The organism is Evtepia sp. (genome assembly GCF_034090835.1).
Lineage (GTDB): Bacteria > Bacillota > Clostridia > Oscillospirales > Oscillospiraceae > Evtepia.
This window is the reverse complement of record NZ_JAXDRS010000029.1, coordinates 22,324-47,188: the sequence shown is the minus strand read 5'-3', so window position 1 is coordinate 47,188 and position 24,865 is coordinate 22,324. Positions and strand designations below refer to the sequence as shown.

Genomic DNA, 24,865 nt, shown 5'->3' with positions numbered 1-24,865 from the left:
TATCCGTTGTACGCAGAAAAACGAAAGGGAGGACCACCGGTTCATGTGGTCTCGGTCCCGGCAGGTCCGCCCAACTTCAGGTGAATCATCTTCACCATCCCCAGGCGGTCAGAGAGTTTCATGCTGAGCTTTGTGGAAAGATGCAGTCCCTGCTGCGGGATATGCTGGTAGTAGGGAGTCTCCGACAGCACACGAACGGCCTGGCTGGCTTTTGCGGCCAGCGCCTGTGCATCGTCCACATAGAAGAACAGTTCCGCCTCCCCGTGGCGGAGGGGCGCTTATGACTGCCCGGTCTGTTTGAGAGAGAACAGAGGAACAAGGAACGGGAGCCATTCCTCTGGTCAAACCCAGAGGGATGGCTCCCGTTTTTCTATGGAGGGGCGGTCCGCGTCCTGACCCTGGTATTGGGAAGGAACAGCGGATCGGTTCGGGACCTCCGGCCCCTTTTGGGGACTGTGCGGTTACACTTTGAAGGCAATTCGGATGACCACGGCGCAGGTGGTCTCCTTCAGCAGGTCAGGCACATCCAGCAGTTCCGGGGCCCTGATCTCCTTAACAGGGCCGTTGTCAAAGTTGGCCACACCCAGAACACAGTCGGTCCCTGGGGGCGCAGGGATGGGCGGCTTCTCGGTGTAGGCGTTGAAGACGCTGTTGTTCAACGTCTGCGGCAGATCGAACTGGGCTGTGACTGTCTCGGCGGCGTCGCTCTCCAGATAAACGGTGGCGCTGTTCTCGGCATCGTCGCCGACCCCGTTTATGTTCACGGAGAAGGCCAGCTTGGTGGCCTCCTTAGGGATGGTCAGGGGTACGCTCTCGGTGCATGCTCCGTTTTCCCACAGCTCTGCCGTGGCGATGGCATGGGAGACGTCGAAGCCCAGCTGGACGTCGTATTCAGCGCGGGTCGGGGTGGGGTTCTCGCTTGGGCGATAGGTCAGACAGTCACTTTTGCGGACGTCCTGGCTGCCGCAGGCGGCCAGGGAGACCAGCAGGACAAGGCTCACAAGGGATAGAACGAGTTTCTTCATGGCAGGGTCCTCCTTTTCTGCGGTGGGCGGGAAGGGCAGGGCCGTATGGCCCGAGGGATATGCTTTATTATAAATTATACCAGGAAAACAGGAAACTGTCGAGAGAAGCCTTGACAAAAGGCTCTATATAGTGTAGACTAACATTGCTCTACAAGATGTAGATTGGAGGGCTTGCTATGAAAAGTATGGGAAAGCTGGAGGCGCGCTTTGCCGATCTCATTTGGCAAAATGAGCCCATTGCCTCCGGCCAACTGGTCAAAATGGCGGAGCGGGAACTCAACTGGAAATCCACCACCTCCTATACGGTGTTAAAGCGCCTGTGTACCCGGGGGCTTTTTCAGAACCAGGGAGGGAAGGTGACCTCGCTCCTGTCCCGGGAGGATTTTTACGCGATGCAAAGCGAGCAGTTTGTGGAGGAGACCTTTGACGGCTCCCTGCCCGCCTTTGTGGCTGCCTTCGGCAAACGAAAAGCATTGACAAAGGAGGAAGTGGAGCAGTTGCAGCGCATCATTGACGACATGCGGAGGTGAGCCTATGTTCTTGTCTGCTTTTTTATCGACCCTGCTGTATATGACGCTGACCGCCAGCCTTGCCATTGGGATGGTGTTCCTGGCCCGGATGCTTCTGGACAAGTCTCCGAAAATCATTTCCTACGCCCTGTGGGGTGTGGTGCTCTTCCGGCTGCTGTGTCCTGTGTCCTTTGCCTCAAACCTCTCCCTCTTTGGCTGGGCGGGGATCCCCACCCACTACCAAAGCCCCGGGGTGAGCTCCATGGTGTACCAGACGACGGAGTACACCTAGCCGGACGAATCCCTTTCCTGGAACGGCCAGGCGGCAGCGCCTCCGGCGCTGGACCAGACCACGGTCATTGTTTCCGGAATCTGGCTGGCAGGATTGCTTGCCATGGGCGTCTATGCGGCGGTCTCTTACCGCCGTTTGCGCAGGAAGCTGGTGACAGCATCCTTGGTCCGGGACAATATTTACCTGTCGGACGAGATCCCAACCCCCTTTGTCCTGGGCCTGTTCCGCCCCAGGATCTATCTGCCGTCCTCTTTGTCCCAGGAGGAGCAGGACTATGTGCTGCTGCACGAGCAGCACCACATCAAACGGCGGGACCCCCTGTTCAAGGGCCTGGCCTTTCTGGCTTTGGCGGTCCACTGGTTCAACCCTGTGGTCTGGGCGGCCTTTGTGGCGGCCAGCAAGGACATGGAGATGAGCTGTGACGAGGCGGTCGCCCGGAACCTGGAGAAGGAGAACATCGCGGACTATGCCGCCTGTCTGCTTCGTCTTACTGCCAGGGCCTCCATGGGGACCCGTCTCCCTCTATCCTTTGGAGAGGGAGACACCAAACAGCGGGTCCGCAACCTGGCCCGATGGACCAAGCCCGCTCTGAAAGGGGTGATCCTGACGGTGGTCCTCTGCGCTTTGCTGGGGGTATCCCTTTTTACCAACCCCAACACTGCGGTGGACCCGGAGGTCACTGACATTCTCAGGGAGACCCTGACGGAGGAGGGCTATGCCAGGGCAGGGGTATCCTTCTGCGAGGTGGTGGACTGCAAGATCCTGGGTCAGGAGACCCGGGGCAAGGAGACCACCCTCTATTTTCTGCTGGCCAATCGGAGATATCGAATGGGACAGGAGCTGGAGTCTGTGGGCGGCAGCTATGGTCCCGCTGCCATGACGGTGGAGAAAGGGGAGGATGGGTACCATCTGACCGAGTTCTGGACCCCCATGGATGGGGATCTCCGTGACTCGGGGGTTCTCAACAAGTTCCCCGCCTATCTTTGGTTAAGAGCCTTTGACAGCCGGTATGCCTGGTTCCAGGATGAGCGGATCGAGCGCCGGGCCCAGCAGTATTTTGAAACGCCGGAACCCGGTTCCCTACTGTTCAATGAATAACGAAAGACAAAACAGGCAGGATATGTCCTGCCTGTTTTGCTTGATAGGGGGTGCCTCTTGACAAAGGGCGGCCACTGTGTCAAAGTGCAGATAACGTATCATGAAGAAAACTGGGCGGGGATGCCCCAAAAGCAGACAGGGATATTCTTTCCTCCCTGCTTGCATGGGGCCCCATATTCCCCCATGACCCTGGCATACGAAGGAAAACAGAAAGAAGGGAATTCTATGTGTACAGCGCTGACCTTTTCCCAAGGAGGGCTCTACTTTGGGCGCAACATGGACTTGGAGTATCACTTTGGCGAGCGGGTGGTGATCACCCCTCGGGGGTACCGGTTGGAGACCCAGCGGGAGGGGACGCTGTCGGTCCGCTACGCCATGATCGGCATGGCCACGGTGGTGGAGGACTACCCCCTCTACGCAGAGGCGGCCAACGAGAAAGGGCTTTTCATGGCGGGATTAAATTTTCCCGGCAACGCCCGGTACGGGACCGGAGAGGGGCCCCGGGCCCTCACGCCCTATGAACTCATTCCCTTTGTGCTGGGGACCTGCGCCACTCTGGCCCAGGCCAGAGAACTGCTGGGGCAGGTGACCCTGCTGGACCATCCCTTCCGCCCAACCATGCCCCTGGCGCCCCTTCACTGGATGGTGTCCGACACATCTGGGAGCCTGGTGGTGGAGTCCACGGCAGAGGGGGTACAGCTGTATGAGAATCCCTACGGGGTGCTCACCAACAACCCGCCCTTCCCTTTCCACCGGGAGAACGTGCGGCAGTACCTCCACCTGTCGGCGGATGCCCCGGAAAACCGCTTTTCTCAGGCCCTGCCTCTCACCCCCTTTGGCCAGGGGATGGGCGCCCTTGGCCTGCCGGGGGATTTTTCCCCCGCATCCCGGTTCGTGAAGGCTCTGTTCTGTAAGATGAACAGCCAGTGCCAGGAGGACCCGGCCGCCTGTGTAACCCAAGTGTTTCACATTTTGGACGCGGTTGCTATGGTGAAGGGGGCGGTGCTGACCCCGGAGGGCAAGCCTGACGTGACCACCTATTCCTGCTGCATCCAGGCGGAGACTGGGACCTATTACTACAAGACCTATGAAAACAGCCAGATCGTCCAGGTGGACCTGACCGAGGCGCGAAGGACCGCCCCCGGCCTTACGGTCTTTCCTCTGCGCAACACCCCACAGTTTCTGGTAGAGGAAGGGCGCTGAAACAGACATCCCCAGGCAGACCCAAATGGGTCTGCCTGGGGATGTTTTACGTGTGTTCCAGGAGCCGGTCCAGGTAATGGCGGGCGGCTTTGGAAAAAACCTGCTGCTTTTTCCACACGATGTGCATATCGGCCTCCAGTTTGGGGGAGAGGGGGCGGAAGCAAAGGGGACTGTTCTCGGAGCTGTGGATGATCTGGTCCAGCCCCAGGGCGTACCCCATGCCGTCCTCCACCATGAGGGAGCCGTTAAAGAGCAGGCTGTAGGTCCCCACGATGTTGAGCTGAGACAGCTCCGCCCCGAACCACTGGGTGAGCAGGGGTAGCCTTCGCTTTGGCGGGAGAGGATCAGGGGCTCGCGGCGGAGAAGCTCGGGGGTGATGGCGTCATACTGGGACAGAGGGCTGTCTTTCCGCATGAGGACGCCCCAGGTATCCTGATGGGGCAGGGGGATGGCATGGTATTTGGTGGGGTCCACCGGGCCGAAGAGCAGACCGAAGTCGATCAGCCCCCGGTCCAGCTGTTCACAGACGTCCCGGCTGTCGCCGCTGGAGATGTGGAAGCGGACGTGGGGGAAGGTCTTTTGCAGCGCCCGGGCAGGTTCCGTGAGGAAGTGGACCCCTACGGTCTCTCCGGCGCCGATGTAGATGTCTCCGGCCAGGGCCTCGTCCTGCTGAGAGAGTTCCTGCTCGGTTTTCCGGACCAGGTCCAGAATCTCCTCCGCCCGCTTGCGCAGCAGTATCCCCTCCGGGGTCAGGGAGAGGCTGTGGCTTCCCCGGATAAAGAGGGGATGGCCCAGAGCGGCTTCCAGGTCCCGGATCTGCCGGGAGAGGGTGGGCTGGGTGATGTGGAGGACGTTGGCGGCATTGGTCATGCTGCCCTCTCGGGCGATGGTGAGAAAATAGTTCAGGACCCGCAGTTCCATAAGCTCCCTCCTGTGAGGATGATGATAGGGACAGTATAGCCAACCTTCCCTGTGGGTTCAAGGGTGGGTCAATCTTTTTTCAGCAGGCCAACAAGGGCGACAAGGACCTCTGCTGCAAAGGTACATAAACCAAGGGTATAATAGGAGGATCCCTCCCCGGCGTCCATAAAAAAGAAGCCGATCATACAGAGCAAAAAGCCAAAGAGAATGATCTTTATGGATTTCATAGAACACACCTCGCCGCAGATGTTAGATGGTCGGGGGGAGTGGGGGAAGCCCCCCTGTTCCCGGCCTTCTGTGCCGGGGGTTGGCCCATTCCTCCCGTTTCCTGTATTTTATCATAGTGGGAAAAGAAGGTCACGCCTTGGTTGATGGTCTCCGCAGCGGAGGCCGACCTGGCTGGGTCCATCCGGGAGTCTGCCGGCTAAGGCCGTCAGCATTTTCTCCAAGGGATGAGAGGGCCGCCCTCTCTCCGCTATCATGGATACAAGAAACCCGGCAGAGAGCGCAAAGCGTTCTCTGCCGGGTTTCCTCTATTGGGAAGAAAGGAGAAACACGGGGAGACAGAGGCTGAGACCGACCTCTGCTTCCCGCAGGGAGAAGAAGGCGGATGTTACCGCAGGGAATGAAAAGACCCCTTGGTCTGTTTGGACCACCGGCGGAACAGCGCCAGCGGACCGGGGGAGGCAAAGCGGGTTTGGAGGGCTTCGCCGAAGAAGAGGTTAATTTTTCTGGCAAGAAAACCCACCAGCAGGGCAGAGAGGAAGGTGCCCTCCCGGACACCGGCGAGGCTATGATAGAGCAGGAGACCCAGCAGAGCGGCGGAGACCGCCATGGTGGAATCCAGGGCGATTTTGGTTTTTCCGAAATCGGTGTGCCAGGTAAAGGAGATGGCTTTTACGGTGCACTCTCCCGGGAGCATGACCACGTTGGCGGCCATTTCCATAAAAACACCGATCCCGAGCACCAGGCAGCCCAGGAGCAGAAAAAGAAACTGGACGGGATAGGTCTGGGGATGGAGGAAGGAGAGCAGAGCCATGGAGAGGTCGATAAAGAGGGAGAACCCCAGAGAAACGGGGAGCTGGAGCCAGAAGGGCTTGGGGAACTGCTTTCTCAGGATCAGCAGCTGGATCCCGATCAGGAGAAGACTGAAATAAAGGGTGAAGAGCCCCAGGGAGGGGGAGAAGCCGATGCTGAGGGTATACGGGATGCTGGAGATGGGAGAGGTCCCCAAGTCGGCTTTGGTGATAAAGCTGATGCCAAGGGAGTTGACAAACAACCCAACGATGAAAAAGGCGTATCTGCGGCTCAATTCGGTTCGATTCACTGTAAGTCCTCCGTGTCAGTCATCCATTGGCAGGCCTGTTTCAGCCCTTCCAACAGGGGCTGGCGCAGGCTGGGGTCCAGCTTGCTCAGGAGGGCCTCTGTCTGGGATTCCAGCACCTGCCGGACCTCCTTCTGCTTCTGCCAGCCCAGCGGAGTGAGAAACACCCGGCTGGCTCGCTTGTCGCCTGGGACACTCTGGCGGTAGATGAGCCCTTTGTCCTCCATGCGGCTCAGCAGGCCGGAGAGGGTGGCGGGTTCGATCTGGCAGCCGGCGGCAATGGCCCGCTGAACGGCGCCGTCGTGAAGGCCCAGGTAATCCAGTACCTTGGGTTGTCCTGCGGTGAGGCCGGACTGAGACAGGGCAGCCATGACGCTGCGCTGGAAGAGGCTCTGGGTGACCATAAGGAGATAGTGGAAGCTGGTATCCATGGCATACCCTCCGATAGTTTGGATGCGAATGATTAGGATACTAATATTTTAGGCGCGATGAGGGAGCTTGTCAACCCCCAAAGTGACAAAGCGCCCTGGGGAAGAGACAGTTGAAAAATGGGGAGAGGAGGGGTATGATAATCATAATACCCCGGACAGGAAGAGAAGAACGGCGCTGCCCGGGGAGGAGGTGCCCTATGATCGAAGAAATTTTAGCGTATAACAAACAGTTCGTGGCGGACAAAGGCTATGAGCAGTATGCCACCAGTAAATATCCGGATAAAAAGCTGGCCATTCTCACCTGCATGGACACCCGGCTGACCGAGATGCTCCCGGCAGCGCTGGGCCTGAAGAACGGCGACGCCAAGATCATCAAGAACGCCGGGGGCGTGGTGGCCACCCCCTTTGGCAGCGTGATCCGCAGCCTGCTGGTGGCCATCATTGAGCTGGGCGTGGAGGAAGTCATGGTCATCGGCCATACGGACTGCGGTGTGCAGCACATCGACAGCGAGATGATGATCGGCCACATGAAGGCCCGTGGGGTCCCCCAGGAGTCCATTGACCTCATGCGCTACTGCGGCATTGACTTTGAGAAGTGGCTGTCGGGGTTTGACACGGTGGAGCAGTCCGTGGAGGATACGGTGGACCTGATCCGCAACCATCCCCTCATCCCTGCGGACGTGAAGATCGGCGGCTATATGATCGACACGGAGACCGGCGAGCTCCATGTGGTCTGCTGAGAGAAGGCGGTTCTCACAGAGCGTGCCTCTGTAGAAATAGGGGGGCAGAGGACTGCCCCCCACAACAAAAGGAAAGGTGAGGAAACATATGAAGGTTGGAATTCTCCGGTGCACCCAGACCGAGGACTACTGTCCCGGCACCACCTGCTTCAAGCTGGCCCAGACGGGCAAGGGAGCCTTTGAAGCGGTGGGAGAGCCCATTGAGGTGATCGGGTTTGTGAACTGCGGGATGTCCCGGCAAGAAGGCCCTGCTGCGGGCCAGAGAGATGGTGAAGCGGGGGGCGGAGGCCATTGTGTTTGCCTCCTGCATCCAGAAGGGGACGCCCCTGGGCTTCCCCTGTCCCCAAGCCCAGCAGATGCGGGATATGATCGCTAAGGACCTGGGCGAGGACATCAAGATCCTGGACTACACCCATTGAGCAAGACGAAAAAGCCTCCTTTCCCAGTTGGGAAAGGAGGCTTTTTGTTTGCGAAGCGATAGAAGCGGTGGCGCTCATGCCTGGGAGGCAGAGCGGGTCATGGTCTGCTCTGCCCGGCGGAGGGTTTTCCGCAGGATGATGATGCACAGGCACATGTCCACCAGCTCGGAGATGGGGAAGGCCAGCCACACCAGGGTCAGGATGCCGGTCTGGGACAGGAGCCAGGCGGTGGGCAGAAGCACCAGAAGCTGACGGCAGGCGGAGACCAGAAGGCTGTGGAGGGGATTGCCGATGGCCTGGAAGACGGAGGTGGCGATGATATCAAAGCCAGCCAGCACGAAGTGCAGGCCGATGATCCGCAGGGCGGGGGTCCCGATGGCCAGCATGTTCTCCGAGGCGTCGAAGAAGGAGAGGAGGGTACCGGGGATGAGCTCAAAGGCGGCCAGACCAACCGCCATGATGGACATGGAGGTGAGGATGGCCAGCTTGATGGTCCGCTTCACCCGGTCGGGCTTTCTGGCGCCGAAGTTATAGGCGATGATGGGGACCATGCCGTTGTTCAGGCCGAACACGGGCATGAAGATAAAGCTCTGGAGCTTGAAGTAAGCGCCGAACACGGCGGTGGCCGTGGTGGTAAAGGAGATCAGGATGCGGTTGAGGCCAAAGACCATGACAGAGCCGATGCTCAGCATGACGATGGAGGGGATGGCGATGCGGTAGATCCCCTTGACAGTGGGGCCGTGCCAGCGGACCTGGCGCAGGGAGAAGTGGATCTCCGGGTTTTTCTTCAGGTTCATGAGGATGGCAGCCAGGGCGGCCACGCACTGTCCGCAGACCGTGGCCACAGCGGCGCCCATGACCTCCAGCCGGGGCGCGCCAAAGAGGCCGAAGATCAGGATGGGGTCCAGGATGATGTTGATCACGGCGCCGATGAGCTGGGTGCACATGGACAGGTGGGTCCGGCCGGTGGACTGGAGCAGACGCTCAAAGGTGAACTGACAGAAAATGCCGATGGAGCAGCCCAGGCAGACCGAGGCGTAGCCGGTGCCGTAATCTACGATCTCAGGGACATTGGTCTGAAGCAGGAAGAAGGGGCGGGAGAAGAAGATGCCCAAGAGGGCGAACACCACGAAGGAACAAAGCGCCAGGAAGATGGCGGTGTTGGCGGTGCGGTCCACCCGGTCCTGTTCTTTGGCGCCCAGAGAGCGGGAGAGCAGGGCGTTCATACCCACGGCGGTGCCGGCGCCCACGGCGATCATCAGGTTTTGCAGGGGGAAGGCCAAAGAGACCGCAGAGAGGGCGTTTTCGCTCAGGCGGGAGACGAAGACACTGTCCACGATGTTGTAAAAGGCCTGCACCAGCATTGAGATCATCATGGGGATGGCCATCCCGGCCAGGAGCTTCCCCACGGGCTGCACGCCCATTTTGTTCTCTTTGGGGGCGAGGGAGGGGGTTTTGTTCTGCATGGGAATCCTTCCTTACTGATACATTTAAAATAAGAAAATACAATTGCCCATATACTCTACTCGTGAGGAAATGATCTGTCAATGGTGGAATTGGACAAAAAAAGGAGAAACCCGTAGGTTTCTCCTTTTTTTGCGGTAGAATCCGAAGAAAAATGCAATTTTCTGGAAAATCAGAACATGGCAACCACGGAGCCCTTGTAGGTGGTGTCGATAAATTCCTTCACCTTTTCGGTCTGGAGGGCAGCCACCAGAGCCTTGATGGCCTCGTTGTTCTCGTTGCCTTCCTTTACGGCGATGATGTTGGTGTAAGCCTTTGCAGCGTCAGACTGGGGGTCCTCAGAGGCCAGAGCGTCGGTCTTGGGGTCCAGGCCGCCCTGGATGGCGAAGTTGGAGTTGATGATGGACAGGTCCACATCCTCCCGGGTCTGAGCCAGCATAGCGGCGTCCAGCTCCTTGAACTTCAGGTTCTTGGGGTTGGAGGTGATGTCGTTGGGGGTGGCGTTCAGGCCGGCGTCGGGGTTGATCTCGATGAGCTTCAGATCCTGGAGCAGCAGCAGAGCGCGGCCCTCGTTGGTGGCGTCGTTGGGCACAGCGATGGTGGCGCCGTCGGGGATGTTGTTCAGGTCGGTGGTCTTACCGGCGTAGATGCCCATGGGCTCGTAGTGGATGTTGCCGGCGTTCACCAGATGGGTGCCCTTGGAGGCGTTGGAGTCTTCCATGTAGGTGATGTGCTGGAAGAAGTTAGCGTCCAGCTCACCGTCTTCCACGGCGGTGTTGGGGATGACGTAGTCAGAGTACTCGGTGACCTCCAGGTTGATGCCCTGCTTTGCCAGGTCGTCCTTCACCACAGCCAGGATCTCAGCGTGGGGGGTGGGGGTTGCGCCAACCTTCAGGGTGACGGTTTCGCCGGCGGTGTCTCCGGACTTGTCTGCGTCGTTGCTGGAACCGCAGGCAGCCAGGGAGAGGACCATGGTGAGGGCGAAGACGAGAGCCAAGAGTTTTTTCATGAGTCGTTTCCTCCTTGAAGTAAGATGAAATTTATCTCAGACGCTTGTCCATCTTGGTGGACAGCACACTGAACACGGTTTGGATGATCTGGACCATCACGATAATGAGGATGACGGTGACCAGCATCATAGAGGATACCGATCTTTGGTAACCATAGCGGACGGCCAGGTCACCCAGACCGCCTGCGCCCACGGCGCCTGCGATGGCGGTGTAGGCCAGGATGGTGATGATGGAGATGGAGGCCCCCAGGATGAGGGAGGGGCGGGCCTCGGGCAGGTAGACCTTACGGATGATCTGTCCAGTGGAGGCACCCATGGACTGGGCAGCTTCTACCACACCGGCGTCCACTTCTGCCAAAGAGGTCTCGATCATACGGGCCACAAAGGGAGCGGCAGAGACCACCAGGGGGACGATGGCGCCGGGAACACCCAGCTTGGTGCCGACGATGAGCTTGGTGAAGTCCATGATGGCCACCATGAGGATGAGGAAGGGGATGGAGCGGCCGATGTTCACGATCCACCCCAGAATGCGGTTGAACCACTTGAGGGGCAGGATACCATGGGGGCTGGTGATACTCAGCAGCACCCCCAGGGGCAGGCCGATGACATAGGCGAAGACAGTGGAGATGCCCACCATCAGCAGGGTATCACGGGTGCCTTCCAGCAGAAGGGTTCCGTACTCGGCCCAGAAGAGAGAAATGGATTCAGCCATGGGGCACCTCCTCTACGGTAATGTCGGGTTGGTTCTGGATGTAACGCAGGGCTTTGACGGCGTCGCTGTCTGCCGTGGGCAGGCCCAAAAGCATGGTGCCGAAGGCTTTGCCGTCGATGTTCCGGGTGTCGGCACCCAGGATGTTGACCTTAACCCCGCAGTCAATGGCCAGGGAGGCGATGAGGGGCTCGTAAGAGGAGCCGCCGTTGAAGGCGATGCGGATCACCCGGGAGGGGGGGAGACGGTCGATCTGCACGCCGTTGGGATAGACCAGACGGCGGCCGATGTCGGTTTTGGGGTGGGAGAAGATGTCGGCCACGAGACCCTGCTCGGCTACCACGCCGCTGTCCAGGATGGCCACCCGGTGGCAGATCTCTTCGATGACGTTCATCTGGTGGGTGATGACCACTACCGTGACTCCCAGCTTGGCGTTAAGCTTTTTGAGCAGCTCCAGGATGGAGAGGGTGGTGGTGGGGTCCAGGGCGGAGGTAGCCTCGTCGCACAGCAGGACCTTGGGGTTGGTGGCCAGGGCTCGGGCGATGGCCACCCGCTGCTTCTGGCCGCCGGACATCTGGGCGGGGTAGGCTTTCTCCCGGTCTTCCAGGCCCACCAGGGCCAGCAGTTCCCGGGCCCGCTTTACTGCGTCGGCCCGCTTGGTGCCGATGAGCTCCAGGGGGAAGCAGATGTTATCCAGGGCGTTGCGCTGCATGAGCAGGTTAAAGCTCTGGAAAATCATGCCGATGGACTGGCGGGCCTTGCGCAGCTGGGCCTTGTAGAGCTTGGTGAGGTCCTGACCGTTCACGATGACCTTGCCGGAGGTGGGACGCTCCAGCAGGTTCATGCACCGGACCAGGGTGGACTTGCCCGCGCCGGACAGACCGATGATGCCGAAGATCTCCCCTTCCTGGATATCCAGGTTGATGTTTTTCAGGGCATGGATGGCGGTTGGCCCCGCCCCGAAGGTCTTATTCAGTTTTTGGATTTGGATGATGGACTGACTCACACAGCATCCCTCTTTTCCTTCTCTAAGTTGCAAAAAACCGTCCCTGATGCGACGCATCAAGGACGGCTGAATTGACCGTGGTACCACCTTGGTTCACCCGCTTCTCACGAAGCTGGGCCTTAGAGAGTGCAGACACACTCCTGCGCGATGACGGGCGCACCCGTCGCAGCCTAAGGGACGGGATCCGTCCGGTCGGTGCGCGACTCCGAGACCATCTTCTCCGCGGCCTTCCGTGTCCCTTTCCACCAACCGGGACTCTCTGCGCCGTATCTCCACGGGTACTCTTCTCTTCATTGTCTTTGGTGTGTTTGGTTGTTGCACTATAATCTACGCTAAATGGAGGGAAAAGTCAAGGGGCCAGGCAGAAAAATTTTTACAGCGTGGGGGAGGGGATACATGCGAGCGGAGGGATGTTGTCAGCGGCGATGGCAGTAGAGCTTGATAGAGAGGGGGATGGAGGCCAGGCAGAGGGCCAGGCCGATCAGGGGCAGGAAGGCGGCCAGGCTGGCCAGGGTGGGGAGTAGCTCAGAGAAGAGGGCGGTGAGCCCGCCCACCAGGATGGCGATGACCACCAGCAGGAGAATCCCCATCATCCGGGCCTTTTCTACCCCGTTGCGAAACAGGATGGGGAGGAAGACGGCCTGGAGGAGCAGGAAGAGCCCCACCATCATGAGCAGGGCCGTGGCGTCTGCCGGGGCGAAGGGCTGGCCGGAGGGGAGGAAAAAGCGGCCGATGAGATAGACCACCCCGGCGCACGCGGCAATGAGCCAGCCCATGCAGTAGCGGCTGAGGACCAGGTCCCGGGGCGCGTAGGGCAGCATGGCAGCCAGGGTATCCCATTTGGCCCGCTCATCGTAGGCCATGAGGGAGAAGGGGATCATCAGTCCCCCGTAGATGAAGAAGAAACCGCCGAAGAAGAAGTCGCCCCGTTGAGGGATGAGACAGAACAGGATGACCAGGAGCAGCATGAATTTCATTTCACGGACTAAAACACGAAAATCTTTATAGAGAAGACCTTTCATGGAAGATCACTCCTTTCTTGGGGAGGGGAAATGGGATGAAAGCTTGACGCGGAGGAGGGTAGATCACGATTCTTCTTCCTGGGCTAAAAACAGGATGATGTCCTCCAGGGTGGTGCGCTGGGTGGAGAAGGTACTGGGGATGCGGCTGCGCCGCACCAGGGCCCGGGACCCGTAGGGCCCGTGCTTTACCCCGGCGATGGCCTCCGGGTCCAGCTCTTCCAACTGCTGGCGGGGGAGGGAAAGGATGCGGTACTCCTCCAGAAGGCGGTCCTTTTCCTCAAAGAGCAGTAATGTTCCGTGGTGGAGGAAAGCAATGTAATCGCAGATCTTTTCCAGGTCGCTGACGATGTGAGAGGAGAGGATCACGGTGTGGTTTTCCTCTCGGGTGAACTCGTTGAACACATCCAGGATCTCGTCCCTTACCATGGGGTCCAGGCCGCTGGTTGCCTCGTCCAGCAGGAGAAGCTTGGCGTGGTGGGACAAGGCCACCGCGATGGCCAGCTTCATTTTGGTGCCCCGGGAGAAGGTCTTGAAGGCCTTTCCCAGGGGGATGCGAAACCGGGAGAGGTAGGCATCGTATTGGGCCTGGTCCCAGTTGCGGTAGGTATAGCCCATGATCTTTCCCAGCTCATGGGCAGTCACCGCTTCGGGGAAGCAGGCCTCGTCCAGCACCACGCCGATGTCCTGCTTGGTCTGGAGGAAGCCGGGGCTCTGGCTGTCGGTGCCCAGGAGGAGGGTGGAGCCGCCGTCCCGGGGCAGAGCGTTCATCAGGAGTTTCAGGGTGGTGGACTTACCGGCTCCGTTTTCTCCCACCAGGCCCAGGATACAGCCGGTGGGAAGGGAAAAGGTCAGATGGTCCAGGGTAAAGCCATCGTAGGACTTGGTCAGTCCTTGACAAATCACAGCGTCCATGGAAGGCGCTCCTTTCTGTTAGGGGATGTCCTGGGCGAGTAGCCGGAGCATTTCCATGAGGTCGTCCAGAGAGAGTCCGCAGGACTCTGCCAGGGAGAGAATTTCCTGCATGTGGGTTTCGATCTGGGTGAGGTAGGCTTCCCGCACCAGCTGGGTGTTTTTTTCAGCCACATAGCTGCCCTTGGCGGGAATGGTGTAGAGGTAGCCCTCCTTTTCCAGCTCTTCGTAGGCCCGCTTGGTGGTGATGACGCTCACCCGGAGATCTTTGGCCAGGCTGCGGATGGAGGGCAGGGGACTGCCGGAGGGCAGCTGGCCGGAGAGGATCTCATTTTTGATCTGGGTGGCGATCTGTTCGTAAATGGGCTTGTCGGTGTCGTTTCTGATGAGAATGTTCATTGGTACCATCCATTCTGTTCATATACGGTATGTACAGTATACCCAGTATAAGGCCCCATGTCAAGGGGGCGGGCAGAAAAAATCCTGCCCCCGGCCCAAGGGCCGACGGCAGGAGAGCGGGGTTACAGTACCCCGGCGGTTTTCAGGATGAAGTGGATCAGGTCCACGCCGCCCACCACTGCCAGAACGGTGGTGAGGATGGTGGTGGTCCGATCAGACAGGGCGCGGACGCCCTTTTCCAGCAGGGGCTGCAGGATGTACAGGAAGAACAGGCCGCCCAGACCAAAGCGAATGGAGGGAGAGAGGGCGATCCGAGCCTGGAAGTTATACTTGTAGTCGGCATAAGTCTGCCAGGGCCAAGAACCCATGATGGATTCGCAGAGATAGGAGGCGGCCAGCTCCAGTAGGGTGGCGGAGATCATACAGCCCAGGAACACCACAGGGAGCATGAGCAGCTTGGTTTTCAGAGGCTTTCCTTTGATGAGACGGTAGAAGAGCAGGAGAAAGAGCAGGGCGCCTACGCCATACACCGGGCAGTAGGGGCCAAAGAGGACGCCTCGGTTGCTGAATCCCCAGCGGTAGACGACGGTTTCCAGGAAAACCTCGTAGCACCAGCCAAAGACCGAGTAAAAGACGAAGAAGAGAAAGAGGTGTTTCAAGGGTGTTTTTGCGCGGGTGGGGGTGGCGGCAGAAGCAGACATAGAGACATCCTTTCATAAAAAACGGTGGGTGGAGGGGACAGGGATTTGCCTTTCTGACTATACGGGAAAAGGGGGCATCCGTCAAGAAAAATTGCACAGGAAAGGGGCGGGGGGATGGAGGAAACTGGTAGGAACGCCAAGGGGTATCTGGTCGACAGTTCTGCGCCGCCCAGCAGACAGGGGCAGCCCCTTGTTTTAAGGCCTTTCCATACCAGTCGTTTCATAAAATTCATCCGTGAATTTTATTTTGTCGTAAGGGAAATCTGCTTGAATACGTTTGATGTATTCAAAGGGATGTTCCATGGGAGAAACACTCAATTTTGTTTGAATATCATGTAATACGGCTGTGACTTCGGGTTTGGCGTCATATTCGACATTCTCCGGTGCGTGAATAAACTCTATAAATTGCTGCTTGTTCCATAGGATCACTTGCTGCATGGCATTTGCATTTTTTGTGGCTAAGACCAAACTTAGAAAATCATAAAAGTTTTTCGCCAAAGGATAGACATAGTGATCACACCCCGTATCAGGGTTCACGGCAAAGACCATTTCGTCAAAACCCTGGATAAAGCAATAATGGATGCCATTGTCCCAGGCGATGATGTTGGCGCCGATGGGAGTGCAGAAATATTGTTGATCTTCTTCACGGGATAAACCGACCCAGGAAGTATCAAGATTGAGTGTTAGAAATTGTTCATAGAGCATGTGATTCAATGATTTTCTTCCTTTCCGTTTGAAAAGTAGGGATTTAATAGCCATGATAGAATGGTTCCCGAACAAAGTCGGTTCTGTCTGCGAACCGCTCTATTCCCTTGCAGCGAAAGCAGAGGTGGAGAGTGAAAAGGCCATAATTTTAGAGAGGTAGGGAAATAAAGTTTTCCATGGAAAAAACTCTTGCGTATTTGAAACTATTATGCTCTAAAAAGTCAAACCAGTCTATCATCATTTGGTTTATAAAACAATAAACATGAAGTTGAAACGTTAATGGCCGGCGAGGAGAAAGAACAGCGGATCGTAACTTTGGGAATGCCCTGAAGGAGCGCACGAAGGTGCGTTTAGACTGCCAGCACCAACGGGATGGTGGTGTGCAAGTGCTGTTGTTTTGTACCGGAAAGGAAAAGAACGCCAAGGGTTTTCCTGAGGGAGAAGGTTGACGATATTTGCAGTGGTGTGGTACAATACATTAAATATTACGAAAGATTACAAATTGGTAAAGTTTTCCTTTTGCGGGAGCGGAGTGTTTCCCGCAGTTTGGGAAGGAGGAACCCCAATGGAAACCAAGCAGATCACACTGCGCAGTCAAACGGTACGCTGCCTGCACTGCGGGGAGTACTATTCCGTTACATATAAATATTGTCCCTTCTGCGACGCTGGCCGCCAGGAAGAAGAGCGGCGCCAGGCTGAAAAGAAGCAGAAGAAGAAAAACCTTGTGAACTCCCTCTTCGGCGCTCCTGCCAAGGGCGAGAAGAACGGCAAGGGGGAAAAGAGACCCCGGCCCGACCGCTCCGCCCAGGAAAAGCGGGAGGAGAGCGCTGGCCGCCGGGAGAGAAGCCCGGAGTATAAGGAGCATCGGGAGCGGAAGGAACCTTCCGTCTCTTCTGCTGCCCCTGCCCGGAAGAAGGAATCCCCCCGGACTGAGCCCGCCCCGGTGAAGGAGACGGCCAGCCAGCGGGACTGGAAGCACCGCCGCAAGACCAGCGAGCTCAACGAGGAAGAGAAGGCCGCTCGTCTGGCCGAGCGGGCTGCCCGCGCCGCCCAGCGGAAGCGGGAGCGGGACCGGGCCGCCCGAGAGGCTGCCCTGGCCGCCGGACCCAAGGTGGAGGCCGGGCCGGTCTTTGAAGAAGATACCGTGCCGGAGACCTTTGGCTTTACCACGGAAGAGTCCGTGGGGAGCGCCGATCCTGCGGCCTATGCCCAGACCCCGGTGTCGGCGGAGGGACCGGTGATGGTCTCGGAGCCTGCGGGCACGGAGCTGCAGGACATCCCTGTGTTCATTCCCGAGGAGATGAAGCAGGAGGCCGCCCAGGCCAATGCGGCCCAGGACCAGGCAGATGCCAATGTCTGGGCCGAGATGAAAGAACTGGAAATGGCAGACCTCACGGAGGCAGGAGGAGAGATCCAGACCCTGCCCGAGGTGCCTGAGATCCCCACAGAGATCGAAGTAGAGGGGGCGCTGGTGGAAGAAGCGGCGCCCTCTGCGGAGCCTGCCCAGCCGGCGGCGCAGCAGACCGTTCCCGCCGGGGAGGCTGCCTCTGCGGACGCAGCCCCCGCTGCGGCGGCCCCCGCCCAGGAGACCCCGGCGGTGGAGACCGACGAGGACCTGGACGCCCTGCTCAAAGAGATCCGCGGCCTGCTGGTGGAGAGCCCGGTGCCCCAGCTGGGACAGGAGGAGCTGACCAAGCCCGCAGAGCCCGAACCCGAGACCCAGGTGGACCCTGCCGACGGCGCACCCCTGGAGGCAGACCCCACCGCAGCGGCCCCCATCCAGACCGGGGAGGAGCCCCTGCCCCAGCCGGAGGAGATCGTCTACTCCCCTGTGGATGAAGAGCCCGCCCCTGTGGAGGAGGCCCAGGAGAACTGGGTGGAAGATGAGATGCCCACCCAGGTGTTCCCTGCCCAGGACCAGCTGAGCGCAGAGGACCAGAGCCCCATGGCAGAGCGCTACGAAGAGCCGGCAGAGGAGCCCACCCGGGTGATGGAGACGGAAGCTGTGCAGGCGGTGTATGAGGAAGCGGACGAGACGGTGGTCTATGACGATCCCTATGAAGAGTCCTATGGGGAGCCGTACGCCTACGAGGACGACGACCAGTCCGCCGCCGAAGAAACCGCTGCGGACCAGGCCGCCACCCAGGTATGGGATGCGGCCCCGGTGCAGGAGGAAGAGCGCACCCAGGCCAAGCAGCGCAAGAAAGCCCCCAAGGAGCGCAGATCCAAGGAGAAGAAAAAGAGCCGGGTGAATCCCTTCCTCATTATCCTCTCCCTGGTGATCGTCGTTGCCGCCGGGTTTATTGTGGTCAAGACTGTGGTCCCTGTGTTCCAGAGCGGCATCCTCAGCCAGCAGAAGGAAGAGGAGACCCAGGCACCCAAGGACACCGCAGAGATCTTTACCCTGGACAACACCGACTTGAATTTCAGTGAAAAGGGAGCCAAGCACACGCTGGCACCCACCTTTGCCCCGGAGGGGAGCACAGCGACCCTCACCTGGACCACCAGCGATGAGAAGGTGGCCACAGTGGATGCGAATGGTGTGGTCACCACCGTGGGGCCGGGTACCGCCACCATCACCGCCTCCATGGAGAACGGACAGAAGGCCGAGTGTGTGGTTCGCTGCACCTGGACCGACGAGACCCCCCAGCCCACGGGAGATCCTGTGCTGAGCAGCACGGACGTGACCCTGGACGGGGAAGGTAAGACCATCAAGCTGCAGGTGAACAACGCCACCGGCGCTGTGACCTGGGAGAGCCAGGACGCCACCATTGCCAAGGTGGCGGAGGACGGCACTGTCACTGCGGTGGGCAAGGGCAAGACCACCGTGGTGGCCAAGATGGGAGACAAGACCTTTAAGTGTGAGATCCGCTGCATCTGGTGATCCCGGCAGAACATTATAGAGAAACCATTCCCCCTGGGAAGCGCAGAAGGCGCTTCCCAGGGGGAATTTTTTTGTGCGGAGAGGGCGGGGGGCCTTTTTCTTTTGCCCGGGTCCCCTTCTTTCGCCTGACCGATTTCCGGGAAGAATCCCCCATGGGGGCGAAGAAGGGGAGAGGGGGCGGTTTTCTGGAGAAAGGCTCCAACTTTCCCCATGCACCGTCCGACAGCCTTTTTTGAGGGGGATGCGTATAATCGGGACAAACGAGGCATAAACAAACAAGTTAGGCAGATCGGGAGGGATCATCATGGCAACAAAGGAGAAAGCAAGGGGACCGCTGCTCCGGTTCCCCCGGCGGGACACTGTGAACCTGTCCCGGCGGGCGCTCATGGGAATGGCGGAGTCCGGCGTGGGCTTTCTGTTGGGAGCGGTGCTGGCGGGGGCGGAGATTTTTGGCCAGTATGCCCCCTTCGGCGTGGCGGCGGTGGCGGCGGCCGGGTCGGGGGTCACCGGCTTCTGCACCCTGGCGGGGAGCTGCCTGGGATACCTGTGCCTGGAGGGGATGACCGACGGGATGCGGTATGCGGCCTCTGCCATCCTGACCTATTCGGTGGCCTTTGCCTTTTACGACGCCCGGTTCTACCAACGGGCCTGGTTTATGCCGGGGATCGCCTGCCTGCTCAGCGCCCTCACCGGGATCATCTGCCGGGCGGGGGAGGGCTGGTACGGGGAGGACATGGTGTACTTCGTCACCGAGATCCTTTTTGCAGCGGCGGCGGCCTACTGCTATCGGGTGGTCTTTACCCAGTGGCCCCGGATGCTGGACCAGCCACAGACCATCACCTCACGCCAGTGGGCGGGGCTTTTGATGCTGGGGGGCACGGTGCTCATGTCCCTGGGGCGGGTGGAAATTTTGGAGACCTTCTCCATGGGCCGCCTGCTGGCCGCCGTGGGCGTCATGGCGGCAGCCCGGCGGGGGCCCGGGGAAGGGATCCTGGCGGGGGCCTGCGGCGGTGTGGCCCTGGACTTGTCCTCGGGAGAGGAGCCCTTTTACAGTATGATCTTCTCCATTGCGGGTCTGGCCTGTGGCCTGTGCCGGGAGAAGAGCAAGATCCTGGCGGCGCTGGTGTATGTGCTGGCCAGCGGGGTGGTGGTGCTGTGGAACTGGGACGGCGGCGTCCGCATGGGGATGCCCATGGAGGCCCTGGTGGGGGCCATTGTCTTTTTACTGCTGCCGCTGCGGCCGACGAAGGAGACTGCGCTCCCGGCGGCTCTGCCCCGGCAGGGGGAGGAGCCGGACGGAAGAGGGGAGCGGGTCGCCCGAAGGATGGGAGAAATGGCTGCCGCCTTCCATACCCTATATGACAGCCTTCGGGAGACCTTGCGCCCAGAGGATACCAATACGGAAAACCCGGCGGAGCTCTTTACCCGGACGGCGGACAAGGTCTGTGTGAAGTGCCCGTTGCGCAGCGTCTGCTGGCAGAAGGAGTACGAGGCCACCCGGGGGTATTCGAACGACGCCACCGGTCCGATTATGGAGCGGGGGCGGGCGTTGGCCACGGATTTTCCCGGGCAATTTTCCACACGCTGTGTACACTTTCCGGAATTTTTAGGGGAACTAAACCGGGAGCTGACGGCCTTTCTCCGGCGGCGGCAGACCCTGCGCCGCACCTGGGAGACACGAGCGGCCCTGTGCAGTCAGTATGCCCGGATGGACCAGCTGATGCAGGGGGCAGCGGCGGAACTGTCGGCGGGACTCACCCCGGATCTGCCCCGTCAGGAGAAACTGCGGAAGCTGCTGCGAAGTATGAATGTGGAAGGCGGGGTGGTCTATTATGACAGGGATGGGCACCTCCGGGTAGAGGTGCCTGCCACGGAAGAATTGAAGCGTCCCTCTGCCCGGCGGGAACTGGCCGAAGTGTTGGGCACCCCCCTGCGGGAGGGGGAGGAGGCCAATGGCCACCTGCTGTTTGCCCAGGCGGAGCCCTTCCGCGCCCTGGCGGCGGTGGCGGGTGCCCCGAGAAAGGGGGAGCACGTCAGCGGCGACACAGGGATCTGGTTTCGCCGGGAGGACGGTATGCTGTTTTTATTGCTGTGCGATGGCATGGGCAGCGGCCCGGAAGCGCGGCAGGAGAGCAGCCAGGCGGCGAAATTGATCGAGAGTTTTCTGCGGGCAGGCATGGAGCCGGATCAGGTGCTGGAAACGGTGGGCTCTGCGCTGGCCCTGCGGGGCGAAGCGGGAGGAAGCACCACCGTGGATCTGTTGTCGGTGGACCTGTTCAGCGGCCGGTGCTGTGTCCATAAGCAGGGCGCCGCCCCCACCTATGTGCGGCGGGGACGGCAGATCAAGTGTGCCGTAGGCCAGTCCCTGCCGGCAGGGATCGTCACAGGCCAACAGGCTAAGCCGGACCTGCACAAATTCCGGGGGGAGCAGGGGGACTGGGTGCTCATGCTCACCGACGGGATCCTCTGCGGCCGGGAGGACCATTGGCTGCGAGAGCTTCTGGCGGGATACCAGGGAACCAGCCCGGGAGAGCTGGCAGAGAAGGTACTGAAGGAGAGTCAGGCCCGCCACCGCGGCGAGGACGACGGCACGGTCATTGCCGTGCTGCTGGAAAAGGGAAAGGAGCGGTAAGGATCACAAGGAAACGGACAAAGGGAAGGAGGGCCCGTGTGGGGCGCTCCTTCCCTTTGCTGGCAAAAGAGGGTTTTCTTTTTGGGCAAGCTGTGATACACTGAGGTCGACTGGTTTCCACACCCGGTCCAACCGGCGGCCTCTGCCGCCGCTGCATGGCTCGCGCACCATGCTCTAAATACGAAAATGGAGGCAAAGATCAATGCGCTCAAACACTCATCTGCTGGCCCTGAATGGGGTCATTGCGGCGGCCTATGCGGCCCTGACCCTGGTGGCGTCCGCCATGAACCTGGCCTATGGCCCGGTTCAGTTCCGTTTTTCCGAAGCCCTGACGGTTCTGCCCTTTCTGTTTCCCGGCACAGCGCCGGGCCTTTTTGTGGGGTGCCTTGTGGCCAATCTCCTGAGCCCCTATGGGCCGCTGGATATCGTGATCGGTTCTCTGGCCACCCTTTTGGGGGCGCTGCTCACCCAGAAGACCAACCACCGCTGGCTGGCGCCTCTGCCGCCGGTGCTGTGCAATATGGTCCTGGTGGGCGGGATGCTGGCCTGGTACGAGGTGGGCTTCACCGCCGGCTTCCCTGCGGTTTTTGTCCTGAACGCCCTGTGGGTGGGGCTGGGCCAGGCGGCGGTCTGCTACCTGCTGGGCGGCCTGCTGCTCAAAGGGATGCCCAATCTGCCCTATTTCCGGCGTATGATCCCGGAACGCCGCGGCGGTGCCAAGCCCGCAGCCGTAAAATAAAAAGAAAAAACCAGAACCCCTTGCGCGGTGGGGTTCTGGTTTTTGTTATTTCTCGGATGCGCGGAGCGCCTCAAGGACCTGAGCCAGGGCGCCTTCGATATCCTGGCCTCCGCAGTCGATGGTGAGGTCAGCGTAGCCCTCGTAGAGAGGGATGCGCTCGTCATAGAGCATTTTCAGGGTCTGGCCGGGCCGGAGGACCACTCCCCGATTTTTAAGGCTGCCCAGCCGCCGGGAGAGGGAGGGGTAGTCCAGCTTCAGATAGACCACGGGGCCCAGCTCCTTCAGGTGGGCCATGGCCCGGGGTTCATAGACTACGCTGCCCCCGGTGGCGATAACTGCCCCCTGGGTTTGCAGGTCGGCGCAGACCTGCCCTTCGATGGCCAGAAAACCGTCGATTCCGTGCTCTGCGATGAGGTCCCGCAGGAGTTTTTTCTCCTGGGACTGGATGAGCAGGTCGGTGTCCAGAAAGCGCAGGCCAAGGGCCTTGGCCAGCAGGACGCCCAGGGTGCTTTTGCCTACCCCGGGCATTCCGATGAGCGTAATGTTGTTCATGGCGTTTCCCTCTTTCTGTTTGGGATAGGGCCCGGACCGGAGGGCCGGGCCAGCGAACAGGGTAAAAAGGACAGCCTGAGGATACCACCGGAAGGATCAAAAGGGAAGAGGGAAACCGGGCGCCAGCAGCCAGAGGGCAGAGGCCAGCAGGGCCCCGCCCAGGGCAAAGAGCAGGGGCGGCAGGAACCGGCAGCGTCTGCCTCTGGGGGAGACGCGCAGCAGGTAGGCGTCCGCCACCTCCTGGGCGCACTGGAGGACCTGTTCTTCCGGGGGACCTTCCCGGGGGGCATCCTCCCGCAGGAGGAAAATTGCCTGTTCAAAGAGATCGGGGTCTGGGGATTTGACCACAATGACCCGGCGGGCCATACCTTTTACCATGGAAACCACTCCTTCCGTTTCTCACAGTATGGGCAAAGAGCAGAGAGAATATACGGAAGAGAGGGTACGGGGTCATTTCAGAGAGGCGTGATAGAGCTCCGGACGGCGGAAGTTGAGATAGTTCAGGAAGGCATCCGGGGAGGTGGTGTCGGCCATGTCTACGGGGACGAAGAGCATGGTCTCCTCCTGGGTGTCGGCCTGGGCCAGGATGCGTCCGGTGGGATGGAAGGCGCTGCTCTGGCCACAGTAGCGGAAGCGCTTTTCTGTGCCCACGTAGTTGACGTAGAGGGTGTAGGCGCAGTTTTCCATGGCCCGGGCCCGCATGTAGACCGGGTGGTAATCCTCATAGGGGGTCATGTTGGCGCTGCACATGCACAGCAGCTTGGCCCCGTCCAGGGCCAGGGTGCGGGCGGTCTCGGGGAACTCCCCGTCGTAGCACACCAGGATGCCCATGCGGCCGAAGGACGTGTCAAAGGCTTTCAGCTCCTGCCCGGCGGTGAACATCTTTTCCTCGCCGCCGAAGAAATGGGTCTTGTGAGAGACCCCGGCGATGCTGCCGTCCCGGTCGATCATAACGATGGAGTTGTAGGGCTTGCCCCCGTCGGGGTTGGCCACGGGCATCCCCATGACCACGCCCATGGAGAGGGCTTTGGCTTTCTCCCGGAGCCGGGCCAGGGCCTGCCCCTGGGCGAGGTCCTCGGTGAGCTCGGCCAGCCGGTCTTTGATCAGGTAGCCGGTGAGGAACATTTCCGGGAAGAGGATGAGGGAGGCTCCCTGGGCGTGGGCGGTCTCCATGGCGGTCAGAGCCCGGCGGAGATTTTCCTCCTTCTCGTAGGGGAGGGAAAGGGTCTGGACAATGCAGGCGGTGAAGGGTGCGGACATGGGACATCTCCTTTCAGTGGGGGGAAGGGCCTTCCCTGGTACAGCATAGAAAAAAGGCGCGCTGCCAACCGAAGGTTTGCAGCGCGTCTGAAGTTGCAAGCAGCGAAAACCGCGTACTTAGTCAGTGACGTAGGGCAGCAGAGCGATCTGACGAGCGCGCTTGATGGCCTCGGTCAGCTGACGCTGATGCATAGCGCAGGTACCGGTGGTTCTGCGGGGCAGAATCTTGGAGCGCTCAGAAAGGAACCGGCGCAGCTTAGCGGAATCCTTATAATCGATGTGCTCGACCTTATCGACACAGAAAGTACAAACCTTACGGCGTTTCCGTCCGCCGCGAGGGCGTTCTCTATCCATAGCCATGATAGCAAACCTCCTTAAAAAAAGATAAAAAGTGGTCGTCGCAGCCGGGGGCTGCGAGATGGGCGAGTCTGCTTAGAAGGGCAGTTCGCCGTCGTCGTCGGTCAGGTCAGCGAACTGATCCACGACGGGTGCGGCGGAATAGCCGCTGGGTTGTGCGTAGCTGCCGCCGGCAGGGGCGCCATATCCGCCTCTGGCAGGTGCGGGGGCGTAGCCGCCGCCTTCTGCCTCCTTGCGGGAGTCGGCGAAGTAGACGTTGTCGGCCACCACTTCAGTGGCGTAGCGGCGGTTGCCTTCCCGGTCGGTGTACTCCCGGGTCTGGAGCTTGCCCTCTACGATGGCCATACGGCCCTTGGAGAGGAAGCGGGAGACGAACTCCCCGGTCTGCCGCCAGGCAACGACGTTGATAAAATCTGCTTTCCGCTCGCCGGTCTCCCGGTCCTTAAAGTCCCGGTCCACGGCCAGACGGAAGGAAGCCACCGCCACACCGCTCTGGGTATGCCGGAGTTCAGGGTCAGCCACCAGGCGGCCCTGGAGGAAGATCTTGTTTAACAA

The 24,865-nt window shown here is 59.9% G+C and carries 26 protein-coding genes and 3 pseudogenes; 8 read left to right on the top strand and 21 right to left on the bottom strand.

Annotated features, from left to right (window positions below; translation table 11 throughout):
• Positions 1-41: 41 nt before the first annotated feature.
• Positions 42-239 carry a hypothetical protein gene (locus tag SOR61_RS05875; RefSeq protein ID WP_320611739.1) on the bottom strand — a complete coding sequence of 66 codons (198 nt, stop codon included), beginning with the start codon at positions 237-239 and terminating at the stop codon, positions 42-44.
• Between the two features lie 222 nt (positions 240-461).
• The gene (locus SOR61_RS05870; protein ID WP_320611738.1) at positions 462-1,025 is read right to left on the bottom strand and encodes a hypothetical protein; all 564 of its coding nucleotides are present in this window, start codon (positions 1,023-1,025) and stop codon (positions 462-464) included.
• 176 nt (positions 1,026-1,201) lie between these two features.
• On the opposite strand from SOR61_RS05870, the gene SOR61_RS05865 reads away from it, so the two are divergent.
• From SOR61_RS05865 to bsh, 3 genes and pseudogenes are all read left to right on the top strand, one after another.
• Complete coding sequence (locus SOR61_RS05865) at positions 1,202-1,555, top strand: BlaI/MecI/CopY family transcriptional regulator (protein WP_320611737.1); 354 nt, start codon at positions 1,202-1,204, stop codon at positions 1,553-1,555.
• Positions 1,556-1,559: 4 nt separating this feature from the next.
• Positions 1,560-2,924, top strand: a pseudogene (locus SOR61_RS05860) (M56 family metallopeptidase).
• 225 nt (positions 2,925-3,149) lie between these two features.
• The gene (bsh, locus tag SOR61_RS05855; RefSeq protein WP_320611736.1) at positions 3,150-4,127 is read left to right on the top strand and encodes a choloylglycine hydrolase; all 978 of its coding nucleotides are present in this window, start codon (positions 3,150-3,152) and stop codon (positions 4,125-4,127) included.
• A gap of 46 nt (positions 4,128-4,173) precedes the next feature.
• On the opposite strand, the gene SOR61_RS05850 is transcribed toward bsh, so the two are convergent.
• The 5 genes and pseudogenes from SOR61_RS05850 to SOR61_RS05830 all read right to left on the bottom strand — a co-directional run bounded on the left by SOR61_RS05850 (position 4,174) and on the right by SOR61_RS05830 (position 6,803).
• A complete protein-coding gene (locus SOR61_RS05850; protein ID WP_320611735.1) occupies positions 4,174-4,398 on the bottom strand; it encodes a hypothetical protein in 225 nt (74 codons plus the stop codon).
• A gap of 110 nt (positions 4,399-4,508) precedes the next feature.
• A pseudogene (locus SOR61_RS05845) lies at positions 4,509-4,997 on the bottom strand (LysR family transcriptional regulator); the annotation flags it as partial.
• 119 nt (positions 4,998-5,116) lie between these two features.
• Complete coding sequence (locus SOR61_RS05840) at positions 5,117-5,275, bottom strand: hypothetical protein (RefSeq protein ID WP_320611734.1); 159 nt, start codon at positions 5,273-5,275, stop codon at positions 5,117-5,119.
• Positions 5,276-5,661: 386 nt separating this feature from the next.
• Positions 5,662-6,375, bottom strand: a complete 714-nt coding sequence (locus SOR61_RS05835) for a DUF6198 family protein (RefSeq protein ID WP_320611733.1) — start codon at positions 6,373-6,375, stop codon at positions 5,662-5,664.
• Positions 6,372-6,803 (bottom strand): MarR family transcriptional regulator, encoded by a 432-nt coding sequence (locus SOR61_RS05830; RefSeq protein ID WP_320611732.1) that lies wholly within the window; start codon positions 6,801-6,803, stop codon positions 6,372-6,374. Before SOR61_RS05830 ends, SOR61_RS05835 begins: the two co-directional genes overlap by 4 nt.
• A 197-nt stretch (positions 6,804-7,000) precedes the next feature.
• Here SOR61_RS05830 and SOR61_RS05825 point away from each other — a divergent pair, with 197 nt between their 5' ends.
• Positions 7,001-7,543: a carbonic anhydrase gene (locus tag SOR61_RS05825; RefSeq protein WP_320611731.1), complete on the top strand. Its 543-nt coding sequence runs from the start codon at positions 7,001-7,003 to the stop codon at positions 7,541-7,543.
• Between the two features lie 88 nt (positions 7,544-7,631).
• Positions 7,632-7,962, top strand: a pseudogene (locus SOR61_RS05820) (CGGC domain-containing protein).
• Positions 7,963-8,036: 74 nt separating this feature from the next.
• Here SOR61_RS05820 and SOR61_RS05815 read toward each other — a convergent pair.
• The 9 genes from SOR61_RS05815 to SOR61_RS05775 all read right to left on the bottom strand — a co-directional run bounded on the left by SOR61_RS05815 (position 8,037) and on the right by SOR61_RS05775 (position 15,940).
• Positions 8,037-9,428 carry an MATE family efflux transporter gene (locus SOR61_RS05815; RefSeq protein ID WP_320611730.1) on the bottom strand — a complete coding sequence of 464 codons (1,392 nt, stop codon included), beginning with the start codon at positions 9,426-9,428 and terminating at the stop codon, positions 8,037-8,039.
• A 170-nt stretch (positions 9,429-9,598) separates the two neighbouring features.
• Positions 9,599-10,435, bottom strand: coding sequence for a MetQ/NlpA family ABC transporter substrate-binding protein (locus SOR61_RS05810; RefSeq protein WP_320611729.1), 837 nt, complete (start codon positions 10,433-10,435; stop codon positions 9,599-9,601).
• 31 nt (positions 10,436-10,466) lie between these two features.
• Positions 10,467-11,147, bottom strand: coding sequence for a methionine ABC transporter permease (locus SOR61_RS05805; protein ID WP_320611728.1), 681 nt, complete (start codon positions 11,145-11,147; stop codon positions 10,467-10,469).
• Positions 11,140-12,138, bottom strand: coding sequence for an ATP-binding cassette domain-containing protein (locus SOR61_RS05800; RefSeq protein ID WP_320611752.1), 999 nt, complete (start codon positions 12,136-12,138; stop codon positions 11,140-11,142). Before SOR61_RS05800 ends, SOR61_RS05805 begins: the two co-directional genes overlap by 8 nt.
• A 428-nt stretch (positions 12,139-12,566) precedes the next feature.
• The gene (locus tag SOR61_RS05795) at positions 12,567-13,172 is read right to left on the bottom strand and encodes an ABC-2 transporter permease (RefSeq protein ID WP_320611727.1); all 606 of its coding nucleotides are present in this window, start codon (positions 13,170-13,172) and stop codon (positions 12,567-12,569) included.
• Positions 13,173-13,235: 63 nt separating this feature from the next.
• Positions 13,236-14,084, bottom strand: a complete 849-nt coding sequence (locus SOR61_RS05790) for an ABC transporter ATP-binding protein (RefSeq protein ID WP_320611726.1) — start codon at positions 14,082-14,084, stop codon at positions 13,236-13,238.
• Positions 14,085-14,102: 18 nt separating this feature from the next.
• Positions 14,103-14,480, bottom strand: a complete 378-nt coding sequence (locus SOR61_RS05785) for a GntR family transcriptional regulator (RefSeq protein WP_320611725.1) — start codon at positions 14,478-14,480, stop codon at positions 14,103-14,105.
• Positions 14,481-14,602: 122 nt separating this feature from the next.
• Positions 14,603-15,181 (bottom strand): putative ABC transporter permease, encoded by a 579-nt coding sequence (locus SOR61_RS05780; protein ID WP_320611724.1) that lies wholly within the window; start codon positions 15,179-15,181, stop codon positions 14,603-14,605.
• 195 nt (positions 15,182-15,376) lie between these two features.
• Positions 15,377-15,940 (bottom strand): hypothetical protein, encoded by a 564-nt coding sequence (locus SOR61_RS05775; RefSeq protein ID WP_320611723.1) that lies wholly within the window; start codon positions 15,938-15,940, stop codon positions 15,377-15,379.
• 511 nt (positions 15,941-16,451) lie between these two features.
• Here SOR61_RS05775 and SOR61_RS05770 point away from each other — a divergent pair.
• From SOR61_RS05770 to SOR61_RS05760, 3 genes are all read left to right on the top strand, one after another.
• Positions 16,452-18,770, top strand: coding sequence for an Ig-like domain-containing protein (locus SOR61_RS05770; protein ID WP_320611722.1), 2,319 nt, complete (start codon positions 16,452-16,454; stop codon positions 18,768-18,770).
• Between the two features lie 304 nt (positions 18,771-19,074).
• Positions 19,075-21,402 carry a SpoIIE family protein phosphatase gene (locus SOR61_RS05765; protein ID WP_320611721.1) on the top strand — a complete coding sequence of 776 codons (2,328 nt, stop codon included), beginning with the start codon at positions 19,075-19,077 and terminating at the stop codon, positions 21,400-21,402.
• Between the two features lie 202 nt (positions 21,403-21,604).
• Positions 21,605-22,141 carry a QueT transporter family protein gene (locus SOR61_RS05760; protein WP_320611720.1) on the top strand — a complete coding sequence of 179 codons (537 nt, stop codon included), beginning with the start codon at positions 21,605-21,607 and terminating at the stop codon, positions 22,139-22,141.
• A gap of 45 nt (positions 22,142-22,186) precedes the next feature.
• Here SOR61_RS05760 and SOR61_RS05755 read toward each other — a convergent pair whose 3' ends face one another.
• The 5 genes from SOR61_RS05755 to SOR61_RS05735 all read right to left on the bottom strand — a co-directional run bounded on the left by SOR61_RS05755 (position 22,187) and on the right by SOR61_RS05735 (position 24,865).
• Entirely contained in the window at positions 22,187-22,693 is a 507-nt protein-coding gene (locus tag SOR61_RS05755; RefSeq protein ID WP_320611719.1) for a shikimate kinase, read from the bottom strand.
• 96 nt (positions 22,694-22,789) lie between these two features.
• Positions 22,790-23,071 carry a translation initiation factor 2 gene (locus SOR61_RS05750; protein WP_320611718.1) on the bottom strand — a complete coding sequence of 94 codons (282 nt, stop codon included), beginning with the start codon at positions 23,069-23,071 and terminating at the stop codon, positions 22,790-22,792.
• 72 nt (positions 23,072-23,143) lie between these two features.
• Positions 23,144-23,953 carry a carbon-nitrogen hydrolase family protein gene (locus SOR61_RS05745; RefSeq protein WP_320611717.1) on the bottom strand — a complete coding sequence of 270 codons (810 nt, stop codon included), beginning with the start codon at positions 23,951-23,953 and terminating at the stop codon, positions 23,144-23,146.
• A 117-nt stretch (positions 23,954-24,070) separates the two neighbouring features.
• Positions 24,071-24,313, bottom strand: a complete 243-nt coding sequence (gene rpsR / locus SOR61_RS05740; RefSeq protein ID WP_021919047.1) for a 30S ribosomal protein S18 — start codon at positions 24,311-24,313, stop codon at positions 24,071-24,073.
• Between the two features lie 72 nt (positions 24,314-24,385).
• Positions 24,386-24,865 (bottom strand): single-stranded DNA-binding protein, encoded by a 480-nt coding sequence (locus SOR61_RS05735; RefSeq protein ID WP_320611716.1) that lies wholly within the window; start codon positions 24,863-24,865, stop codon positions 24,386-24,388.

Excerpts from the sequence above, each read along its gene's own strand:
- SOR61_RS05760 (WP_320611720.1), top strand. The coding sequence starts at position 21,605 with ATGCGCTCAAACACTCATCTGCTGGCCCTGAATGGGGTCATTGCGGCG.
- SOR61_RS05765 (WP_320611721.1), top strand. The coding sequence starts at position 19,075 with ATGGCAACAAAGGAGAAAGCAAGGGGACCGCTGCTCCGGTTCCCCCGG.
- SOR61_RS05870 (WP_320611738.1), bottom strand. The coding sequence starts at position 1,025 with ATGAAGAAACTCGTTCTATCCCTTGTGAGCCTTGTCCTGCTGGTCTCC.
- SOR61_RS05755 (WP_320611719.1), bottom strand. The coding sequence starts at position 22,693 with ATGAACAACATTACGCTCATCGGAATGCCCGGGGTAGGCAAAAGCACC.
- SOR61_RS05790 (WP_320611726.1), bottom strand. The coding sequence starts at position 14,084 with ATGGACGCTGTGATTTGTCAAGGACTGACCAAGTCCTACGATGGCTTT.
- SOR61_RS05840 (WP_320611734.1), bottom strand. The coding sequence starts at position 5,275 with ATGAAATCCATAAAGATCATTCTCTTTGGCTTTTTGCTCTGTATGATC.
- SOR61_RS05780 (WP_320611724.1), bottom strand. The coding sequence starts at position 15,181 with ATGTCTGCTTCTGCCGCCACCCCCACCCGCGCAAAAACACCCTTGAAA.
- SOR61_RS05825 (WP_320611731.1), top strand. The coding sequence starts at position 7,001 with ATGATCGAAGAAATTTTAGCGTATAACAAACAGTTCGTGGCGGACAAA.
- SOR61_RS05810 (WP_320611729.1), bottom strand. The coding sequence starts at position 10,435 with ATGAAAAAACTCTTGGCTCTCGTCTTCGCCCTCACCATGGTCCTCTCC.
- SOR61_RS05795 (WP_320611727.1), bottom strand. The coding sequence starts at position 13,172 with ATGAAAGGTCTTCTCTATAAAGATTTTCGTGTTTTAGTCCGTGAAATG.
- rpsR (WP_021919047.1), bottom strand. The coding sequence starts at position 24,313 with ATGGCTATGGATAGAGAACGCCCTCGCGGCGGACGGAAACGCCGTAAG.
- SOR61_RS05830 (WP_320611732.1), bottom strand. The coding sequence starts at position 6,803 with ATGGATACCAGCTTCCACTATCTCCTTATGGTCACCCAGAGCCTCTTC.
- SOR61_RS05865 (WP_320611737.1), top strand. The coding sequence starts at position 1,202 with ATGAAAAGTATGGGAAAGCTGGAGGCGCGCTTTGCCGATCTCATTTGG.
- SOR61_RS05770 (WP_320611722.1), top strand. The coding sequence starts at position 16,452 with ATGGAAACCAAGCAGATCACACTGCGCAGTCAAACGGTACGCTGCCTG.
- SOR61_RS05745 (WP_320611717.1), bottom strand. The coding sequence starts at position 23,953 with ATGTCCGCACCCTTCACCGCCTGCATTGTCCAGACCCTTTCCCTCCCC.
- SOR61_RS05775 (WP_320611723.1), bottom strand. The coding sequence starts at position 15,940 with ATGGCTATTAAATCCCTACTTTTCAAACGGAAAGGAAGAAAATCATTG.
- SOR61_RS05805 (WP_320611728.1), bottom strand. The coding sequence starts at position 11,147 with ATGGCTGAATCCATTTCTCTCTTCTGGGCCGAGTACGGAACCCTTCTG.
- SOR61_RS05785 (WP_320611725.1), bottom strand. The coding sequence starts at position 14,480 with ATGAACATTCTCATCAGAAACGACACCGACAAGCCCATTTACGAACAG.
- SOR61_RS05815 (WP_320611730.1), bottom strand. The coding sequence starts at position 9,428 with ATGCAGAACAAAACCCCCTCCCTCGCCCCCAAAGAGAACAAAATGGGC.
- bsh (WP_320611736.1), top strand. The coding sequence starts at position 3,150 with ATGTGTACAGCGCTGACCTTTTCCCAAGGAGGGCTCTACTTTGGGCGC.
- SOR61_RS05750 (WP_320611718.1), bottom strand. The coding sequence starts at position 23,071 with ATGGTAAAAGGTATGGCCCGCCGGGTCATTGTGGTCAAATCCCCAGAC.